The sequence below is a fragment of the Streptomyces sp. NPDC058653 genome, from assembly GCF_042716895.1.
GTDB lineage: Bacteria > Actinomycetota > Actinomycetes > Streptomycetales > Streptomycetaceae > Streptomyces.
Map to the genome: position 1 here is coordinate 77,914 of NZ_JBHXRM010000011.1, position 16,692 is coordinate 94,605.

Sequence of the window (16,692 nt, forward strand, 5' to 3'; positions counted from 1 at the left end):
CCGTCGTCGTCGAAGCCCTGAAGAGCCTGACTCTGACCATCAACCACAACAACACCATCTCGGCCGGTTACGAGAAGGACATGGTCGTGAGCTGCCTGCTTGCACTGCACGATGCAGGCATCCCAATGGACGGTGAAGCCATGCAGGGGTGGGCTCTCGCACATGGATGGTCGGGCAAGAACCCCGAGCGCCTCGCCAAGTATGTGGAGGACATCAACGCAGGGAAGCGTCCACGATGCCGCCCCATGCTCCGTCCGGACTACGTCGGCAGCCTTCGGAGCCGAGCCGCGGACAAAGCTAGGACCGCAGAGTGACCACCGTCCTAGTGAGAGGGCTCCCTGGGAGCCGTCTGGGAGCCAACCCGCTCCCAGACCCCCTTCAAGACCACCCGAGACCACGACATGCCAAGGCTCTGACTAGGGTAAACAGCATCCATGCTGGCAAGATCAGCGTCCGATCCTCATTCGGGACGAAGAGGTCGTGGGTTCAGATCCTCGCCACCTCGACAGCTGAAAACGCAGATCAGAGAGCCCAGTGTGCAAGTGTCACTGGCTCTCTGGCATGCCGCGTGTCTATCTGCGTGACTACCGATTCGTGAGTGCCTGGGGCTTCTGGTGATCCGCCCCGAAGATGCCATCCATGACCACGGCGCCGGTCTGGATCGCGGGCCGGATCTGTTTTCGGTACACCTCCTCGGCCACGGCCGTCCTGGAGTGCCCGACGCTGGCTGACGCGTCCGCCGTTTGGCCCGCCAGCGGCGCAACGCCTTCGCGCGGCGCTCTGTTCCTCAGATCCGTCAGCGTTTGACGCGGTTGCGGATGGCGAGGACGGCGAGGCCCAGAAGGACGGGTTCAGTGACGCGGGAGGCCATCTCGGTGTAGGTGCCGGCAGTGGTGAGGTGCTGGCCGGATGAGCGGAAGACCACCGAGTTGATGACGACGCGCAGGGACTTCTCGAACCGCTCGGACGTCACGCGTTCGGTGAGCCGGCCCGTGGGGTTCCTTGGGTCTGGGGTGTCGGTGGTCAGGCTGAGCTCCTGGCCGGCTTCGGCCTGGCGGCCGGTGGTCCGGGGCTTCGGGTCGTCGGCAGGCAGGCCCCACAGCATCAGTGCCATGACGGTGATGGTCATGGTGGTGCCGAGCCAGGCCAGAGCTCGGCCGGCGCGCAGCCCGTAGCCGGACAGCGCCCAGTAGGCGGTCAGCAGGATACGTTCGGCGCGGAAGGTGCTGTCCTTGTCGTGGCGGCGCATCTCCGATTCGCCGTAGTAGAAGTCTGCCGCGCCGGGTTCGTTCTTCCCGTCCTCCAGCGACTTGCGCAGTTGCCGGTACAACGCGGCCAGCGCGGTCGGCCGCAGCTCAGGGGCGTCCTGCGGAGAGGCTGTCCAGCCGTGGGAGCGGCGGGCCGAGCGGGCCCGCCAGTCGTATTCCTCGGCGAGGGTGCGCCGACGGCTCCACCGCCAGGGGAAGCGCAGCCCCCAGCCGGGCGGAGTGGTGGCGAAGGTGCACCAGCCGTCGATACGGAGCTGATCAAGATGGACCGCCCCGGCGAACCGGCAGCCGCTGAGATCGATGTTGTACAGCGCTAGGAGCGCGGTGTCGACGCCGCTCACCGAAGTCAGCCGCACCCCGGCGTCCTGCCCGGTCAACGGTTCCTCCGGCACGGGTCCATGAAGGCCCTGGAAAGGCTTGGGGTGGGCGGTGACCGTCGCCGGGTACTCCAGCACCGTGTCGTCCAGGTCCACTTCGGCGTATCGCAGCTTCAGCGTGGCTGTCGATGCCCAGCGCACACGTCTCAGGTTCACCTTGCGGGCCGCGATCTCCAGCGTCACCGGCGCACCGAACACCGCTCCGTACAGAAGAACGGTTCCGCCGCTCACCAACGGCCCAAGACGTGAGGCTTCTACGAACCGTGCCTTCAAGAACTTTGCGTCACCGGAGACGGTCACCATGTCGAACCGGGCGATGCTGTAGAAGACCCCTTCGGTGAAGCTGGCGTCACTGTGGAAGACCGCCCCCGTAAAGAGGGCCTCTTTGGCGAAGACCGCCTCGTCGAAGACGGCGTCGAAGTCGAAGGCGGTCTTGTAAAAGATAGCGTGGCCGGTGAAGGCGGCCTTCTTGAAGTTGGTGTTGCTGTGGAAAGTAGCCTCGTCGAAGCCGGCGCTGAGGGCGAAGGTGACACCCTCGAAGCCGGCGTAGCCGCTGAAGGCTGCCCTCATGAATTCGGCGCGGCTGTCGAAGATAGCCCCTTCGAAGTCGGCGTAAGTGGTGAAGCTAGCTGTGCCGAACCGGGCGGCTCCAGCGAAAGTAGCCCCCCTGAATCTGGCGTGGTCGGTGAAGGTGGCACCTTCGAAGTCGGCGTTGCGAGCGAAAGTAGCCCCGTTGAACCGCGAGCTGCCGGTGAAGGTTGTCTCGTTGAAGTCGGCGTTGCGGGTGAAGACGGCTCCGACGAAGTCGGCATCGCGGGTGAAGACCGCCTCGCCGAACCGGGCGTCGCCGGTGAAGACCGCCTCATCGAAGCTGGCGTTGCCGGTGAAGACCGCGTCATCGAACCGGGCGTCGCCGGTGAAGACCGCGCCATTGAAGATGGCTTTGCCGAGTCGGGCATGCCCCGTAGTGCCGTCGGTCAGAGCATCGAGTAGTTGTTCCCCCAGGTCCGGGGTGAAGGGGGTGCCGCGGTGGTCGATGTCAGCGCCAGGGACCAGATCGCTCAAATAGGCATCGCGGTGGGTCTCCTCCAAGTGCGCCAGGCACACGGTGTGTCCAGTGACATGGACTCCCCTGCAGCCCACCGGGTCGCCCGTGGGATCGGCGCCCCGCCCGCAGTACGGCCAGTGCGGGGCGGTTGGCTGAGCGGAACTCGGATGCGTCATGCTCCAAAGACGCCACCAACGCATTTATCAGTTGCCGTCTTCAGACAGCTTCCCGGTCACGACCGGGGCGACGGCTCTCCCGGAACGACCTCGCGTGCGGAGGGCGTGTCGAGGACAACCTGTCGTTCGTCACCAGCAAGCCCACTCCCCCGCGTTACGACCTTCGCCCCGAACCGGCCTGGCCGGCTCGGCCGTGTTTGAGAAGTTGCTGGTGTGCTGGGTGGGTCGTCCGGGGAAGTCGCGGGCGGCCATCCAGATGGTCAGGTCGCGGGTGATCCGACCGATGCTGGTCTCGGTGGCGACGTCGTGTTCGCGGCGGGTGGTGTCGCGTCGGACGACCTCGTAGCCACCGTCCAAGACCGCGACCCCCTCAACCCTCTGACCTGATCGCGGCCAGGATGACATGCGGGGCCGTCACTCCCGGCGGGTCACAGGCGTTCGTTGATCGCGGCGATGAGGACTGTTGCTTCGAAGCGGACAGCGAGCTTGTCGAACCGGGTGGCCACCGCCCGGTTCCGCTTCAGCCGGTTGATGCCGCACTCCACAGCATGCCGGTCCTTGTAGTCCTCACGGTCGAAAGCCGGCGGCCGCCCGCCGGCCGTGCCGCGGCGCTTGCGGTGTCCTGCCTGATCGGCAGGTTCCGGAATCGTGCAGCGGATTCCCCACCGCCGCAGACAGGCACGGTTCGCGCGTGCCAAATAGGCCTTGTCGCCACGGACCCGCGACGGACTAACTCGTGGCCGGAGGCCCGACGCCGGCGAACAACGGTGGACGAGCGCGGACGTCCGCGGACCATTAGCGCAGGTAAATGCCGCTCCAGCGCAGGGTAACGCCCCTGCCCGAGGTGCTTTGGGACGAAGCGGTCGTGGGTTGAAGTCCCGTCACCCCCAACAGCAGAAGCAGATCAGGGCCGGGCTTCCTCGTCGGGAGGGCGGTCCTGAGGCGTTTTCGCGGGTGGTAGTGGTGGGGTGCTGTGGCCGTCTTCAGCGGGCGTGGGGGCGTGGGGCGAGGCCCGTGAGGTTTTGGGGGGTCATTGTGTTGCGGTCCTGGGGGGTGCGGCCCAGGGCGAATTGGGGCCAGATTCCTGCCACTTGGTGGCGGCTGCGTTCGCTCCATTCTCTTGCTGGGGTGCTCCTCGTCTTGTAGTAGTTGAGCGCGTAGCCGCCGGAGTGGATGCGGAGCAGGCAGAAGCCGCCCGGGTACTCCTTGACCGCGCCGACCTCCTGGAGCGTTACGCCGGGGGCCTGGGGGGCGACGGAGCGTTTGTTGCGGTGGGTGTGGCCCGCGTGGTGGAGGAAGACTCCCGGCGCCGCCGCGTAGCTCTCCAGGATCGACCGGGCCTGGCGTCTGTTCAGGCGTTGGCCGCTCGTCACCGGGAACGGTGAGTGCGGTACGGCCAAGGGGTGGTGGCCGAACAGGACCGTGGGCTGGTCCTTGTGCTCTCTCAAGCCGGCCCGGAGCCAGGACAGTTGCTCTTCGGAGAGGCCGCCGGCGTCGCCGCCGTTGCCCGGCTTGTCGTAGGTGTCCAGGCCGACCACGCGCAGACCGTGCAGGTCGCGGGAGAAGTACGTGGGCCCGTCGCCCTCGAAGAAGCCGTCGCGGAAGGAGTCGTGGGCTCCGGGGCGGTCGTGGTTCCCCCGGGCCACGAAGTAGTCCTCGCCGTGGGTGCCGAACCCGTCCAGGATCTCCTTCGCCCTGCCCAGGTCCACCGCCCCGCCCCTGGCTGAGATGTCCCCCGCGGCCAGCAGATAGTCCGCCCCGCGCCGGGCCGCGTCCTCCACCAGGGCCCGGCTCATCACCTCCGGGTACGGGGCGAGGCCCGGGCTCTGCGCAATGCCCCGCAGCAGGGGGACGCCCGCGATCCGGCCCGCGGTGGTCTCCCCGAGGTGGAGGTCGTTGCAGAGCGCGATCGAGAACAGATAGCGGCCCGGCGGGGGTTGGGGGGTGGTGAAGGAGTACGGTCCGGCCGAGCCGAGTCCGTACGGAGAGGTGCCCACCGCGTTGCCCGAGACGAGGTGCAGCGGGGTGGGCGTGGCCGCGCTGCCGCGGGAGCGGGCGCGGTAGTAGTAGGTCTGGCCCGGTTCGAGGCCGGTCAGTTCCACGTAGTGGTACGCGCCGAGGCCCTCCTCCACCGCGGTGCGGTCCAGCCGGGCGGGATGCGTGCCGTAGACGACCTCGCCCTCGGTGGTGGCGGGGAGCATGCGGCCGAGGCCGTCGTCGGTTCCGGGGACGCCCGTGTACCAGGTGACGACGGCGCTGTCCTCGGTGAGCGTGACCAGTTCCAGGTTCACGGCCTTCACCGCGTCGAGGTCCCGGCGGCGGGCGGTTCCCTTCTCGTGGCGGGAGTCGAGGGCGGCCACCAGCGAGGCGGAGGCGATGACCGCGGCCCAGTGGAGGAGTTCCTGTCGGGTGGAGCGACAGCAGCGCATGACTCCGGGGTGCCCGTCAGGCATGAACGCCCGAGAAGCTTCCGTGGGCAGCGTCGCGTATGCGCGATGACATCTCCTTCCGGCCACCGTGCCGCCCGGCCACCCGGCCGACCGCGGGTGTCGCCCCCCGGGTGTCGTCCCCTGACATCGCCCCGTACCGCCGGCGTCGCGGACGCCGCGCTCAGCGCGACCAGCCGCGTCAGGCTTCGCGGTCCGTGAGTCCCGTTGCCGTCAAAGTGAGGTGCTGGACCAGTACCTCCGCCGCCGTGTCCGCGTCGCGCGCGAGCGCCGCCTCCTCGAGCCGGCGGTGTTCGACGACGCCGTCCCGGTCGGGGTTGCGCCGCGCCGACCAGCGGCGGGCCAGTTCGCTCGCGGTCCACATCCGGTCGAAGGTCTCCAGCAGTACGGGGTTCCCGCAGCCGTCCAGCAGGGTGCGGTGGAAGACCCGGTGCGCCTCGGCCCACTCGTCGCTGTAGTACTCCCCCTCGTCCGGCAGATACACCGGCGTACGCGTCAGTCGGTGGTGGGCCGCCCGTACACGGGACTCCCAGTCGATGTCCCCGCGCTCGACGGACATACGCAGCAGGACCGGCTCAATGGTCCGGCGGGCCTCCGCGATCTCCTGCCAGCGGTGGTCGGAGAAGGCCGGGACCGCGAAGCCGCGGTTGGGCAGCCGTTCGGCGAGACCCTCGCCCACCAGGCGTACGAGTGCCTCGCGTACGACGGCCAGGCTGACGCCCTGTTCCCTGGCGAGGTCCTGGGGCTTGAGGGCGTCACTGGGGGCGTAACTCCCGCGCATGATCGCGTCGCGCAGATGCGCGTACACCTGCTCGGAGAGCATCTGCTTCCCGGGCGAGGCCGGGGTGTGGGTCGTCTGCGGCATGCCGCCATCGTAGACGATCCAAGCGATAATCGATTATCTCTGTTATCGTCGATTCATCGGCGGCGCTCCTTCACGGAGCCGCCACCCTTCCCCCGAAAGGAACGGCCCTGATGCGCCCCAACGACCCCTTCGCCCGCCTCCCCGAGGCGGCCTCCTTCACCGTCACCAGCACCACCGTCACCGACGGCGCCGCGTGGGCGCCCGAGCAGCACGCCTCCGGCACCCCCGGCGGCAAGGACATATCTCCTCAACTGTCCTGGTACGGCGCCCCGGACGGCACCAAGAGCTACGCCGTCACCGTCTACGACCCCGACGCCCCCACCGGCTCCGGGTTCTGGCACTGGGCGGTCGCCGACATCCCCGCCACCGTCACCCAGCTGCCCGAGGGCGCCGGCGACGACAGCGGTACGGGCCTGCCCGAGGGCGCCTTCCAACTGCCCAACGACGCCCGCGCCGCCCGCTTCATCGGCGCCGCCCCGCCGGCCGGGCACGGCCCGCACCGCTACTTCGTCGTGGTGCACGCCCTGGACGTCGAGTCCATCGGCGTCCCGGCCGACGCCACCCCGGCCGTCCTCGGCTTCACGATGAGCGGCCACATCCTCGGACGGGCGGTCCTGACCGCCACCGCCGAAACCAGCGCCGAGGCCGCCGCCGAAACCACGGAGGGGACCGGCACCGAAACCATCGCCGAAACCACCCCGGGGACTCCCGTCTGACGGAGCCGCTCGCGCGCCGGCGAACCGGCGGCCTCCCCCTCAGTTCCGGATCTCGGGCGAACACGCGCGTCACAGCTTGTAACTTGAGCGTGACACGCAAGAGTTGGCCTCGCCGGCCAGCCGCCCGAAGGAGCCGACGTGGCCGATGAAGCGTTCAGCATCGACAAGAGACCGCTGCGCGATCTGTTGCAGCAGGTCGAGGTCGGCAAGGCCCAACTCCCCGAGTTCCAGCGCGGCTGGGTGTGGCCCTACCCCAACATCGCGAGTCTTCTGGCATCGATCTCGCTGAGCTATCCCGTCGGCACGGTCATGCTGCTCAAGGCCGGCGGCGACGTCCGGTTCAAGTACCGGCCGATCGAGGGAGCCACCCCTGTCGGTGAGCCCGAGCCGGACTCGCTGGTGCTCGACGGGCAGCAGCGGCTGACCTCGCTGTTCCAGTCCCTGAAGCTCAAGGGCCCGGTGATCACACAGGACTTGCGGAAACAGCGGGTGTCGGGGTGGTTCTACGTCGACATGGTCCAGGCCCTCGACGAGAACGGCGACCGCGAGGACGCCATCCGCTTCCTGCCCGAGTCCCGGAAAGTGGTCAACTTCCGGGGCGAGGTCATCGAGGACTACTCGACCCCCGAGCGGGAGTACGAGGCCCATCTCTTCCCGCTCCACGCGGTGTTCGACGGCGGCGACTGGGGAGACGAGTTCACCGATCACTGGGACGGCGACAAGGTCAAGCGCAAGCTGTGGCGCGAGTTCAACAAGGAATTCGTCCGGCCCTTCGACCTCTACCACGTCCCGGTCATCGAGCTGGGTCAGGAGACCCCGCGCCAGGCCGTGTGCCAGGTGTTCGAGAAGGTGAACACCGGCGGGGTCACCCTGACCGTCTTCGAGCTGCTGACCGCCACGTACGCCGCCGACGAGTTCGATCTGCGCGACCACTGGGAACAGAAGTGCCGCGCGGCGTGGAAGGCACCCGAGTACCGCATCCTGCGCGAGGTCTCCAACACCGACTTCCTCCAGGCCGTCACCCTGCTGGCCACGGCCAGGCGGCGCGGGGACGAGGCCGCGCGCGGGACGGAGGAGGAGCGGCTGCCGCGTATCGGATGCAAGCGCAAGGACATGCTCGCCCTGTCGCTGGAGGACTACGTACGCTTCGCGCCGTCCGTCATCGCCGGATTCAAAACCGCGGCAAAATTCCTCCACCAGCAGTTCCTCTTCGACACCAAGTTCCTGCCGTACGGCACGCAGTTGATACCACTGGCCGCGATCCTGGCCCTCGCCGGGGATACGGCGCAGAGCGCGGGCGCCCAGCAGAAGCTGGCCCGGTGGTACTGGTGCGGGGTGTTCGGGGAGCTGTACGGCGGCTCGACCGAGACCCGCTTCAGCCAGGATCTGCCCGATGTCGTCGACTGGATCCGTGACGACGCCGCCGAGCCCCGGACGGTCACCGCCGCGCAGTTCGCGCCGGGGCGCCTGCTGACCCTCCGTACGCGTAACAGCGCCGCCTACAAGGGGATTTACGCGCTCCTGCTCAAGGCGGGCGCGAGGGACTGGCGCACCGGGGAGAAGGCCGAGGTGATCGGGTACTTCGACGAGTCCGTGGACATCCACCACATCTTCCCCAAGACCTGGTGCGACAAGGCCGGTTACGAGCCCACCGTCTACAACTCCATCGTGAACAAGACCCCGTTGACCGCTCGCACCAACCGGATCATCGGAGGCGCCGCCCCTTCCGACTATCTGGAGCGCCTGGAGAAGACGGCGGAGACCGCCCGTGAGGGCGTCGCCGAGCGCATCCGTTCCCACCTGGCGCACCCGGACCTCATGGCCGCCGACGACTTCGACGGGTTCTTCGCCGCCCGCAGGGCGGCGCTGCTCGGCAGCATCTCGGCCGCGATGGGGAAGGCGATCCTGGACGACGAGTCGGCCGCGGGTGATCCGGGGATCAGCCTGGACGTATCGGACGACACCGACGATCTCTGACCACGGCGCGGCGTGATGTGGCGTGGTGTCCGGCCCGAGCGCAGGGGCCAACTCGGCCCGTTGCCGATACCGCTGACCGACACGACCGGAGGGCCGGCGGGCCGGGCCGACCCGCCTCATGTCCCCGTCGCGCGCTCCACCGCCCGCAGGACCGCCGCCCACGGGACTTCGCGGGCCGGAGGAGCTGCCTGAGGCTCGTGGAGGGGCCAGACGTCCGGGCCCTCGACCAGGTGGACGCCGGCCCGGCGGAGTGTGGCGAGGTGGCCGGGCCAGGCCGGGTGGCGCGCGTGGGCCGCGTTGATGTGCGGGAAGACGATCACCGGCACGCCCGGGGTGCCCAGGGCCTCGGTGAGATGGGTGAGGGCCTGGTTGTCGGCGATGCCCAGGGCGAGTTTGGCGACGGTGTTGGCCGTCGCCGGGGCGGCCACGAAGCAGTCCACCGGCGGGTGCGGGCGGGGATCCGTGGGAAGCCTGGACCGGTCGCGGACCGGCAGGCCGGTCAGGGCCTCCAGACGGGCCGACTCGCCGCTCTCCCCCAGCCATCGGCCCGCGGTCGGGGTGAGGGTCACCGCCACCTGCCAGCCGAGGGCCGTCGCGGGCTCGACCAGCCCGGTACGGAGCGACCTCACCCCGCCCGCCGCCGACGCCACCACTCCAAGGACCCCGCGCGCCGCCCGTACTCCGCTCATCGCCACAGTCTCGCAGGACTGGGGGGACTTCTCCGGGGCACACGGTCGGCAACGACCCAACCACCGTCATTCCGGGTTTGGTTGTCCTTACGTCCGCATAATCGTCAGGAGAGAGCAAATGCTTGCAATAGCGGCGGCTGTGGTCTTTTTCATCGCCTTCATCATCAACGCCACCGAGACGTCGACCGACATCATCTTCCGTACGCCGAGTCTCATGCTCATCGGATTCACCCTCATCTCCCTGCACCTGGCCGGTGTCGGAGCCGGGTGGCAGGCACGCGGGCGCCGACGCTGACGAGCGGGCGCACGCTGGCGGACACGGGCAGGCACGGCAGGCACGGCAGGCACAGGCGAGCACGCGTCCACGGGCGTCAGACCGTTCAAGCCGCGTAACGCCAGAAGTCCCGCAGCAGCGTCGACGGGACCGGGCCGCCCGCCTCCAACTGCGTGAGCAGGATGGTCACCAGGCCCGTGGACGGCGTGATGTGGGCCGCCGTCCCCGTACCGCCGACCCAGCCGTAGCGCCCCGGCACATTCCAGGGGTCGATCGCCTCCACGTCCACCGAGCCCCCGAATCCCCACCCCTGGCCCTCCAGGAACAACGCGCCCGCCTCCCGCTGCGCCCGGGTGAGATGGTCCGTGGTCAACTGCCTGACGGACGCGGGCGACAGCAGCGTACGGTCGCCCGCCCTGCCCTCCGCGAGGAGCATCCGCGCGAAGGCGTACCAGTCGTCCACGGTCGAGACCAGACCGCCGGCGCCGGACGGGAAGGGCGGCACCACGCTCCACTGGCCGTCGGGGGTGTCGATCAGTTCGAGGCCGCCGTCCTCGCCCTTCCGGTAGTAGTGGGGCACCCGGTCGCGCTTGGGGGCCGGCACCTCGAATCCCGTGTCCACCATGCCGAGCGGTTCGAACAGCCGCTCCGCCAGGAACTCCGGCAGGCTCCGGCCCGTGACCCTCGCGATCAGCACACCGAGGATGTCGGACCCGGTGTTGTAGAGCCAGCCTTCGCCCGGCTGGTGCAGCATCGGGATACGGGACAGCGCCGCCGTCCACGCGTCCGGCGCCGGGACGTGCTGCGGCTGCGGAGGCCCCTGTCGCAGCTCGGAGAACAGCGGGGCGACCGCCGGCAGCGAGAAGTCGGACGGGAAGCCGTGGCCGTTGCGGAAGGTGAGCAGATCGGCGACCGTGATCGGCCTGACGGCCGGTACCACGTCGTCGACGGGGCTCCCGGGTGTCCGTACGACCATCGGTTTCGCCAGTTCGGGCAGCCATTCGTCGACCGGGTCGTCCAGGGCGACACGGCCGTCCTCGACCAGCATCAGGACGGCGACCGCGACGATCGGCTTGGTGATCGAGGCGATACGGAAGATCGAGTCCCTGGTCAGCGGGGCGGTGCCGGCGGCGTCGGCCGAGCCGACGTGCGCCAGCTCGATACGGTCGCCCCGGGCCACCATGGCCACGGCGCCCGGCAGCGGGCCCTCGCTCACATGGGCCTTCAGCAGGTCGTGCAGAGTGGTCGCGCCGGTTGCCATGGGTTCGCCTTCCCGTCGGTCGGAGGTCGGATCTGTTCGAGCGGTGGTGCCGGTGAAGCGGTGTCCACCGGTGAAGCACTGATCACCGGTGGAGCAGTGGTCACGCGTGAAGCGACGGTTACTCCTGAAGCGGTGGTCACTGATGAAGAAGACTGCCGACGAGGCACCGACTCATCGGTCCGACGACAGAATTCCCCCGCGCCCGTCAGCGCTTACGCAGACGCAGCGACGTCCAGCTCGCGTCCGCCGTCCAGCCGCCGTCGACCGGCAGGGCGGTGCCGTTGACGAAGCCGCTGCGCGCCGGGTCCGCGAGGAAGGCCACCGCCTGCGCGATGTCGCCCGGCGCCGCGAACCGCCCCATCGGCACCCGCTCCACGATGTCCTCGTCCGTGTAGCCGCCGGACGCCTGGTCGGCGGCGTCCATCTCCGTCTTCACCCACCCCGGACAGACCGCGTTGACCCGTACGCCCCGGCCTCCCCACTCACCGGCGAGCGTGCGGGTGAGTCCGATCAGACCGTGCTTGCTCGCGTTGTACGCGGCGCGGTCGGAGACCCCGTGCAGTCCCGCGATCGACGCGATGTTGACGATCGAGCCGCCGCCCGCGGCGAGCATCGGCAGGCCCAGGGCGCGCGACAGCAGGAAGGGGCCGGTGAGATTGACGTCCAGGACCCGCCGCCACTGGTCGGCCGTGGTCTCCTCGGCCGGTACGAGCAGTGACACACCCGCGTTGTTGACGAGCACGTCCACCCGGCCGAAGGCTTCCTGGACCTGGTCGGCGAGCCGGGTCGCGTACGCCTCGGAGGCGACGTCCCCGACGACGGCCGCCGCCCGCGCCCCGGCCGCGCGCACGGCGGCGAGGGTGTCCACCGGGTCCACGATGTCGGCCAGGACCAGTGCGTAGCCCTCCCCCGCCAGGGCATCGGCCACCCGTCGGCCGATGCCCTGCGCCGCGCCCGTCACCACGGCGACCCGTCCCGGGCCGGCGCTCGCCCCCGCCCCCGGTCCCGTGCCCCTGCCGGTGCCCGTACCCGTATCCGTACCCGTATCTGCGTCCCGCGCGAATTCAGTCATGCGCCCAGCCTGGACCCCCTCGGCCCGTGATCAGCCGCCTTCGACCGGATATCCGCGCCGTCCGAGCAATGACCGCACGGTCGTACGGTTAGTACACTCGGCATATGACAGCCACCAGCACCGACGGACGCATCGCGCGGGGGAACCAGACCCGCCAACTGATCCTGAAGCACACCGTCCGGATCGCCTCGGTCGAGGGTCTCGGGGGGCTGTCGCTCGGCCGGCTGGCCGGTGAGCTGGAGCTGAGCAAGAGCGGGGTGTTCGCGCTGTTCGGCTCGAAGGAGGAGCTTCAGCTCGCCACCGTGCGCGCCGCCGCCGAGGTGTACATCGACCATGTCGTACGTCCCGTCCTCGACATGCCCGCCGGGCTCGCCCGGGTCCGCCGACTCTGCGACGGATGGCTCTCCTACTCGGAGAACCGGGTCTTCCCCGGCGGCTGCTTCTTCTACTCGGTCTCGGCGGAGTACGACGCCCGCGAGGGCAAGGTCCACGACGCGGTGGCCAAGGCCCGGCTCGACTGGGTCGCCTTCGTGAGCCGGAACATCGAGGAGGCCAAGGAGGCGGGCGAGGTACGGGAGGACACCGACGTCCCCCAGCTCACCTTCGAACTCGTCGCGCTCCTCGAAGGCGCCAACGCCGAATCGGTCCTGCACGACGACTTCAGCTGCTACGCCAAGGCCGCGAAGGGCGTCCTCAGCCGGCTGCGGGCTGTGGCGACCGATCCGGCCGCGCCGTCGCTCGCGCCGACCGCTCCCGCACCGTCCCCCGCTCCTGCTCCCGCTCCTGATGCCGCTCCCGCTCCCTGACCACGAAGTCCCTTACGGTGGCCACGACTTGAGGCGCGTCCAGGATCCGCCGATGGCCCAGCCCGCGTGTGACGACCAACTCCGCGCGGTCACCCAGCACTTCGGCGAGCGTGCGCGAGTGGACGGGATCGATCATCTCGTCGTCCTCGTCGTGGACGACCAGGACCGCCTGCGGACCCGCCTCGGCGGCCGTACGCGGGACCGAGAAGCGCGCCCAGATGTCCCCCTCGCCGGGGAACAACTCCCGCTCGATACGGCTCCGAAGCTCCACGTTCAGCCGTGCCCGCAGCCCGAGCAGCGCACAGAACCGGTCCACCAGGAAGGCGAATTCGGGTACCCCGCTGATCGCGACGATCCGCTCCGTCCGCAGATCGCCGCCCCGGAGGGCGAGACAGGTCGCGGTGACGCCCAGCGAGTGGGCCACGACCATCTCGAACGGTCCGTGCTCCGCGTCCAGCGCCTTGATGATGTCGCGCAGATCGACGACCGTCATCCGCTCGCCGGTGGCGTCGCCGTGACCGGGCGCGTCGAAGGCGACCGGGCTGAGGCCGAGGTCCAGCAACTCGGTGACCATCGGGGCGAAACGCGCGCCACGTGACTCCCAGCCGTGCACCAGCAGCACCGGGCGTCTGCCCGTGCCCCATCGGTAACTGACCGCCCTTTCCCCGCCGATGGCGATCCCGCCCACCTCGGCGCGGTCCATCACCGGGCGCTGTTCGGGCCGGAGACGGCTGCGGCCGCGCGGATTACGGAAGAGCCGGAAGGCGGCCTTTCCGGCGAGCCCCGGTGACACGTAGGACAGGCTGTTCAGGGCCGTACCGACAGTTGTCATGGCGAAGCGCATGCCAGGTTCTCCTCGTTGGCCGGGGTAGAGCGACGGACGGGCGACGGACGAAGCGGTGCAACGCATGCGAAGCGATGCGACACATGCACGCGACGCGCAAGACATTAGCACGATCGTTCGGCTAGTTTTATTGAGAAACTGAACGTACGGTCGTGCTTAAGATGCCGCACCGGCGAACCCATCACACCCCGGAGGGCGGGACCACCACATGGGGCCCAATCAGGAGTTCAAGAACGAGCTGGATCTCCTCATCGACCACCATCTGCTCCCCTGCGGAGACGACGTGCTCCTGCGCCACGACCGCGCCGTGGCCCTGGAGACCGTACGCATCCTGGAGCAGGCCGGTCCGGCCGACTGGGAGCGCCCGACCCCCTGCGCGCGCTGGAACCTGCGCGCGCTCGTGTCCCACATGGCCGGCCAGAACGTGGGCTTCGCCGCGGCGGCGGACGGCGACGGCGCCGACCCGCGCCACTGGCAACCGCTGCCGCTCGGCGACGGCGACAGCCCTGTCGCCGCCTACCGGACCACGGTCGGGCTCGTCCTTGCGTCCTTCGCCCGGGCCGGCACCGCGGCACGCCGCTTCGACCTCCCCGAGATCAGCGTCTCCAGGCGTTTCCCCGCCACCGTCGCCATCGGATTCCACTTCCTGGACTACGCCGTCCACGCCTGGGACCTCGCCAGAGCCATCGGCCTCGACTGGCGGCCGGACGACGAGATCGCGGAGGCGGCCCTCGCGCTCGCACGCCTCGTGCCGGACGACGGGAGGCGGCTCGAACCGGGCGCGGCGTTCAGCCCCGCGCGGACAGGGGGTGCCGATCCCGCACGGCCCTTCGACCTCGTCCTGACCACGCTCGGCAGATCTCCCGGCTGGACCCCGTAGGACCTGCCCGGAGACGCAGAATGGGGCGTATGACTGAGAAGAACGCCCACCACCAGCCCGAACACCCGACGGAGCCCGCAGCGGCACCCGACTGGGAGAAGCGCTTCCGGGCGCCCCGCGTCTCGCTGCCCGAGTGGGCCGAGGACGCGCCCGACCGGTCGCTGTTCGTGTCCAACGCGACGGGCACGTACGAGCTGTACGCGTGGGACCGCGCCACCGGCGCCCAGCGGCAGGTCACCGACCGCCCCAACGGCACCATGGACGGCGTGCTGACCCCGGACGGCCGGTGGATCTGGTGGTTCGACGACACCGACGGCGACGAGTTCGGTGTCTGGAGGCGGCAGCCGTTCGACCCCGCGACGGCCGGCACCGAGGCGGACGCCACGCCCGCGGCCCCGGGGACCGGCACCACGCCGAGGGCCGCCGGGACCGGGACCACCCCCGAGCGCGACAGCCGCGACGAGCCCGCCGCCCCGGGCATCCCCCCGGCCTACCCCAGCGGTCTCGCGCTCGGCCGGGACGGGACGGCCGTCGTCGGCTGCTCCACCGACGAGGACGGATCCACGATCCATGTCCTCGCCCCCGGCGGCACCCCGGTCGAGATCTACCGCCACCGCGAGTCGGCCGGCGTGGGCGACCTGTCGCACGACGGCACGCTCATCGCCGTCGAGCACACCGAGCACGGCGACGCGATGCACTCCGCGCTGCGCGTGGTCCGGCCGGACGGCACGACGGTCGCCGAGCTGGACGACACCCGGGGCGGCAAGGTCGAACTGGGCCTGTCCGTCCTCGGTTTCGCGCCGGTCGACGGCGACACCCGCCTTCTCGTCGGGCACCAGCGGCGCGGGCGCTGGGAGCCGGTCGTGTGGGACGTGGCCTCCGGCGAGGAGACCGATCTGGCGATCGAGCTGCCCGGGGACGTATCGGCCGAGTGGTATCCGGACGGGTCCGCGCTGCTGATCGTGCACAGCTTCGAGGCGCGCAGCGAGCTGTGGCGCTACGACCTCGCCACCCGCTCGCTGATCGAGGTCGAGACGCCCGCCGGGACGGTGTCGGAGGCGACGGCCAGGCCCGACGGCTCGGTGGAGTATCTGTGGTCGTCGGCGGCGCACCCGCCGGTCGTACGGTCCACGACGGGCGCTGTTGTGCTCGACCCGCCGGGGGCGAAGGCGCCGGAGTCCGTGCCGGTGACGGACGTGTGGGTGGAGGGTCCGGGCGGCCGGATCCACGCGCTGGTGCAGCGGCCGGCCGGCGAGGGGCCGTTCCCGACGGTGTTCGAGATCCACGGCGGGCCGACCGCGCACGACCGGGACTCCTTCACGGCGGGCCCGGCGGCCTGGGTGGACCACGGCTTCGCGGTCGTACGCGTCAACTACCGCGGCTCGACCGGCTACGGCCGCGAGTGGACGGACGCCCTCAAGCACCGCGTCGGCCTGATCGAGCTGGAGGACATCGCGGCGGTCCGCGAGTGGGCGGTGTCGTCGTCCCTCGCCGACCCGGCGAGGCTCGTTCTCTCCGGCGGCTCGTGGGGCGGGTATCTGACGCTGCTGGGTCTCGGCACCCAGCCGGACGCGTGGGCGGTGGGGGTGGCGGCCGTACCGGTGGCGGACTACGTCACGGCGTACCACGACGAGATGGAGGCGCTGAAGTCCATGGACCGCACGCTGCTCGGGGGTACGCCCGAGGAGGTCCCGGAGCGGTACGAGGCGTCGTCGCCGCTCACCTATGTGGACGCGGTGCGCGCGCCGGTGTACATCTCGGCGGGCCTGAACGACCCGCGCTGCCCGATCCAGCAGGTGGAGAACTATGTGAACCGGCTGGCGGCACGCGGGGCGGCGCACGAGGTGTACCGGTACGACGCCGGCCACGGCTCCCTCGTGGTCGAGGAGCGGATCAAGCAGGTCCGGCTGGAGCTGGACTTCGCGGCGCGCCATCTCCGCTGAGCCCTCTCGCCGGGCGCCGGCGGGGCCGCGCGCACGGCCCCGTCCGGCG

14 protein-coding genes and 2 pseudogenes are annotated in these 16,692 nt (G+C 70.1%); 6 read left to right on the top strand and 10 right to left on the bottom strand.

Annotated elements, in window-relative coordinates:
• Positions 1 to 584 precede the first annotated feature (584 nt).
• The 6 genes and pseudogenes from ACFWU9_RS12430 to ACFWU9_RS12455 all read right to left on the bottom strand — a co-directional run.
• Positions 585 to 737, bottom strand: a pseudogene (locus ACFWU9_RS12430) (site-specific integrase); the annotation flags it as partial.
• 59 nt (positions 738 to 796) lie between these two features.
• Positions 797 to 2,737, bottom strand: a complete 1,941-nt coding sequence (locus tag ACFWU9_RS12435) for a pentapeptide repeat-containing protein (protein WP_384317070.1) — start codon at positions 2,735 to 2,737, stop codon at positions 797 to 799.
• A 261-nt stretch (positions 2,738 to 2,998) separates the two neighbouring features.
• Positions 2,999 to 3,226, bottom strand: coding sequence for a hypothetical protein (locus tag ACFWU9_RS12440; protein WP_384317311.1), 228 nt, complete (start codon positions 3,224 to 3,226; stop codon positions 2,999 to 3,001).
• Positions 3,227 to 3,297: 71 nt separating this feature from the next.
• Positions 3,298 to 3,612: pseudogene (locus ACFWU9_RS12445) on the bottom strand (IS5/IS1182 family transposase); the annotation flags it as partial.
• Positions 3,613 to 3,852: 240 nt separating this feature from the next.
• Complete coding sequence (locus tag ACFWU9_RS12450) at positions 3,853 to 5,298, bottom strand: metallophosphoesterase (protein ID WP_384317073.1); 1,446 nt, start codon at positions 5,296 to 5,298, stop codon at positions 3,853 to 3,855.
• A gap of 199 nt (positions 5,299 to 5,497) precedes the next feature.
• The gene (locus ACFWU9_RS12455; RefSeq protein WP_384317076.1) at positions 5,498 to 6,181 is read right to left on the bottom strand and encodes a GntR family transcriptional regulator; all 684 of its coding nucleotides are present in this window, start codon (positions 6,179 to 6,181) and stop codon (positions 5,498 to 5,500) included.
• Between the two features lie 110 nt (positions 6,182 to 6,291).
• On the opposite strand from ACFWU9_RS12455, the gene ACFWU9_RS12460 reads away from it, so the two are divergent.
• Entirely contained in the window at positions 6,292 to 6,897 is a 606-nt protein-coding gene (locus ACFWU9_RS12460) for a YbhB/YbcL family Raf kinase inhibitor-like protein (RefSeq protein WP_384317078.1), read from the top strand.
• A 138-nt stretch (positions 6,898 to 7,035) separates the two neighbouring features.
• A complete protein-coding gene (locus ACFWU9_RS12465; RefSeq protein WP_384317081.1) occupies positions 7,036 to 8,874 on the top strand; it encodes a DUF262 domain-containing protein in 1,839 nt (612 codons plus the stop codon).
• 116 nt (positions 8,875 to 8,990) lie between these two features.
• On the opposite strand, the gene ACFWU9_RS12470 is transcribed toward ACFWU9_RS12465, so the two are convergent.
• Positions 8,991 to 9,563, bottom strand: coding sequence for a flavoprotein (locus ACFWU9_RS12470; RefSeq protein WP_384317084.1), 573 nt, complete (start codon positions 9,561 to 9,563; stop codon positions 8,991 to 8,993).
• A 118-nt stretch (positions 9,564 to 9,681) separates the two neighbouring features.
• Between ACFWU9_RS12470 and ACFWU9_RS12475 the strand changes: the two genes are divergently transcribed.
• A complete protein-coding gene (locus ACFWU9_RS12475; RefSeq protein ID WP_384317087.1) occupies positions 9,682 to 9,858 on the top strand; it encodes a hypothetical protein in 177 nt (58 codons plus the stop codon).
• Between the two features lie 85 nt (positions 9,859 to 9,943).
• Here ACFWU9_RS12475 and ACFWU9_RS12480 read toward each other — a convergent pair whose 3' ends face one another.
• Together ACFWU9_RS12480 and ACFWU9_RS12485 are read right to left on the bottom strand one after the other, a co-directional pair.
• Positions 9,944 to 11,098 (bottom strand): serine hydrolase domain-containing protein, encoded by a 1,155-nt coding sequence (locus tag ACFWU9_RS12480; protein WP_384317089.1) that lies wholly within the window; start codon positions 11,096 to 11,098, stop codon positions 9,944 to 9,946.
• 205 nt (positions 11,099 to 11,303) lie between these two features.
• Entirely contained in the window at positions 11,304 to 12,170 is an 867-nt protein-coding gene (locus tag ACFWU9_RS12485) for an SDR family NAD(P)-dependent oxidoreductase (protein WP_384317091.1), read from the bottom strand.
• A 104-nt stretch (positions 12,171 to 12,274) separates the two neighbouring features.
• On the opposite strand from ACFWU9_RS12485, the gene ACFWU9_RS12490 reads away from it, so the two are divergent.
• Entirely contained in the window at positions 12,275 to 12,976 is a 702-nt protein-coding gene (locus ACFWU9_RS12490) for a TetR/AcrR family transcriptional regulator (RefSeq protein WP_384317093.1), read from the top strand.
• On the opposite strand, the gene ACFWU9_RS12495 is transcribed toward ACFWU9_RS12490, so the two are convergent.
• A complete protein-coding gene (locus tag ACFWU9_RS12495) occupies positions 12,864 to 13,820 on the bottom strand; it encodes an alpha/beta hydrolase (RefSeq protein WP_384317096.1) in 957 nt (318 codons plus the stop codon). The two genes, ACFWU9_RS12490 and ACFWU9_RS12495, sit on opposite strands and share 113 nt — an antisense overlap.
• 208 nt (positions 13,821 to 14,028) lie before the next feature.
• On the opposite strand from ACFWU9_RS12495, the gene ACFWU9_RS12500 reads away from it, so the two are divergent.
• The gene (locus ACFWU9_RS12500; RefSeq protein ID WP_384317099.1) at positions 14,029 to 14,700 is read left to right on the top strand and encodes a TIGR03086 family metal-binding protein; all 672 of its coding nucleotides are present in this window, start codon (positions 14,029 to 14,031) and stop codon (positions 14,698 to 14,700) included.
• 29 nt (positions 14,701 to 14,729) lie between these two features.
• Entirely contained in the window at positions 14,730 to 16,643 is a 1,914-nt protein-coding gene (locus ACFWU9_RS12505) for a S9 family peptidase (protein WP_384317102.1), read from the top strand.
• The last annotated feature ends 49 nt before the right edge of the window (positions 16,644 to 16,692 follow it).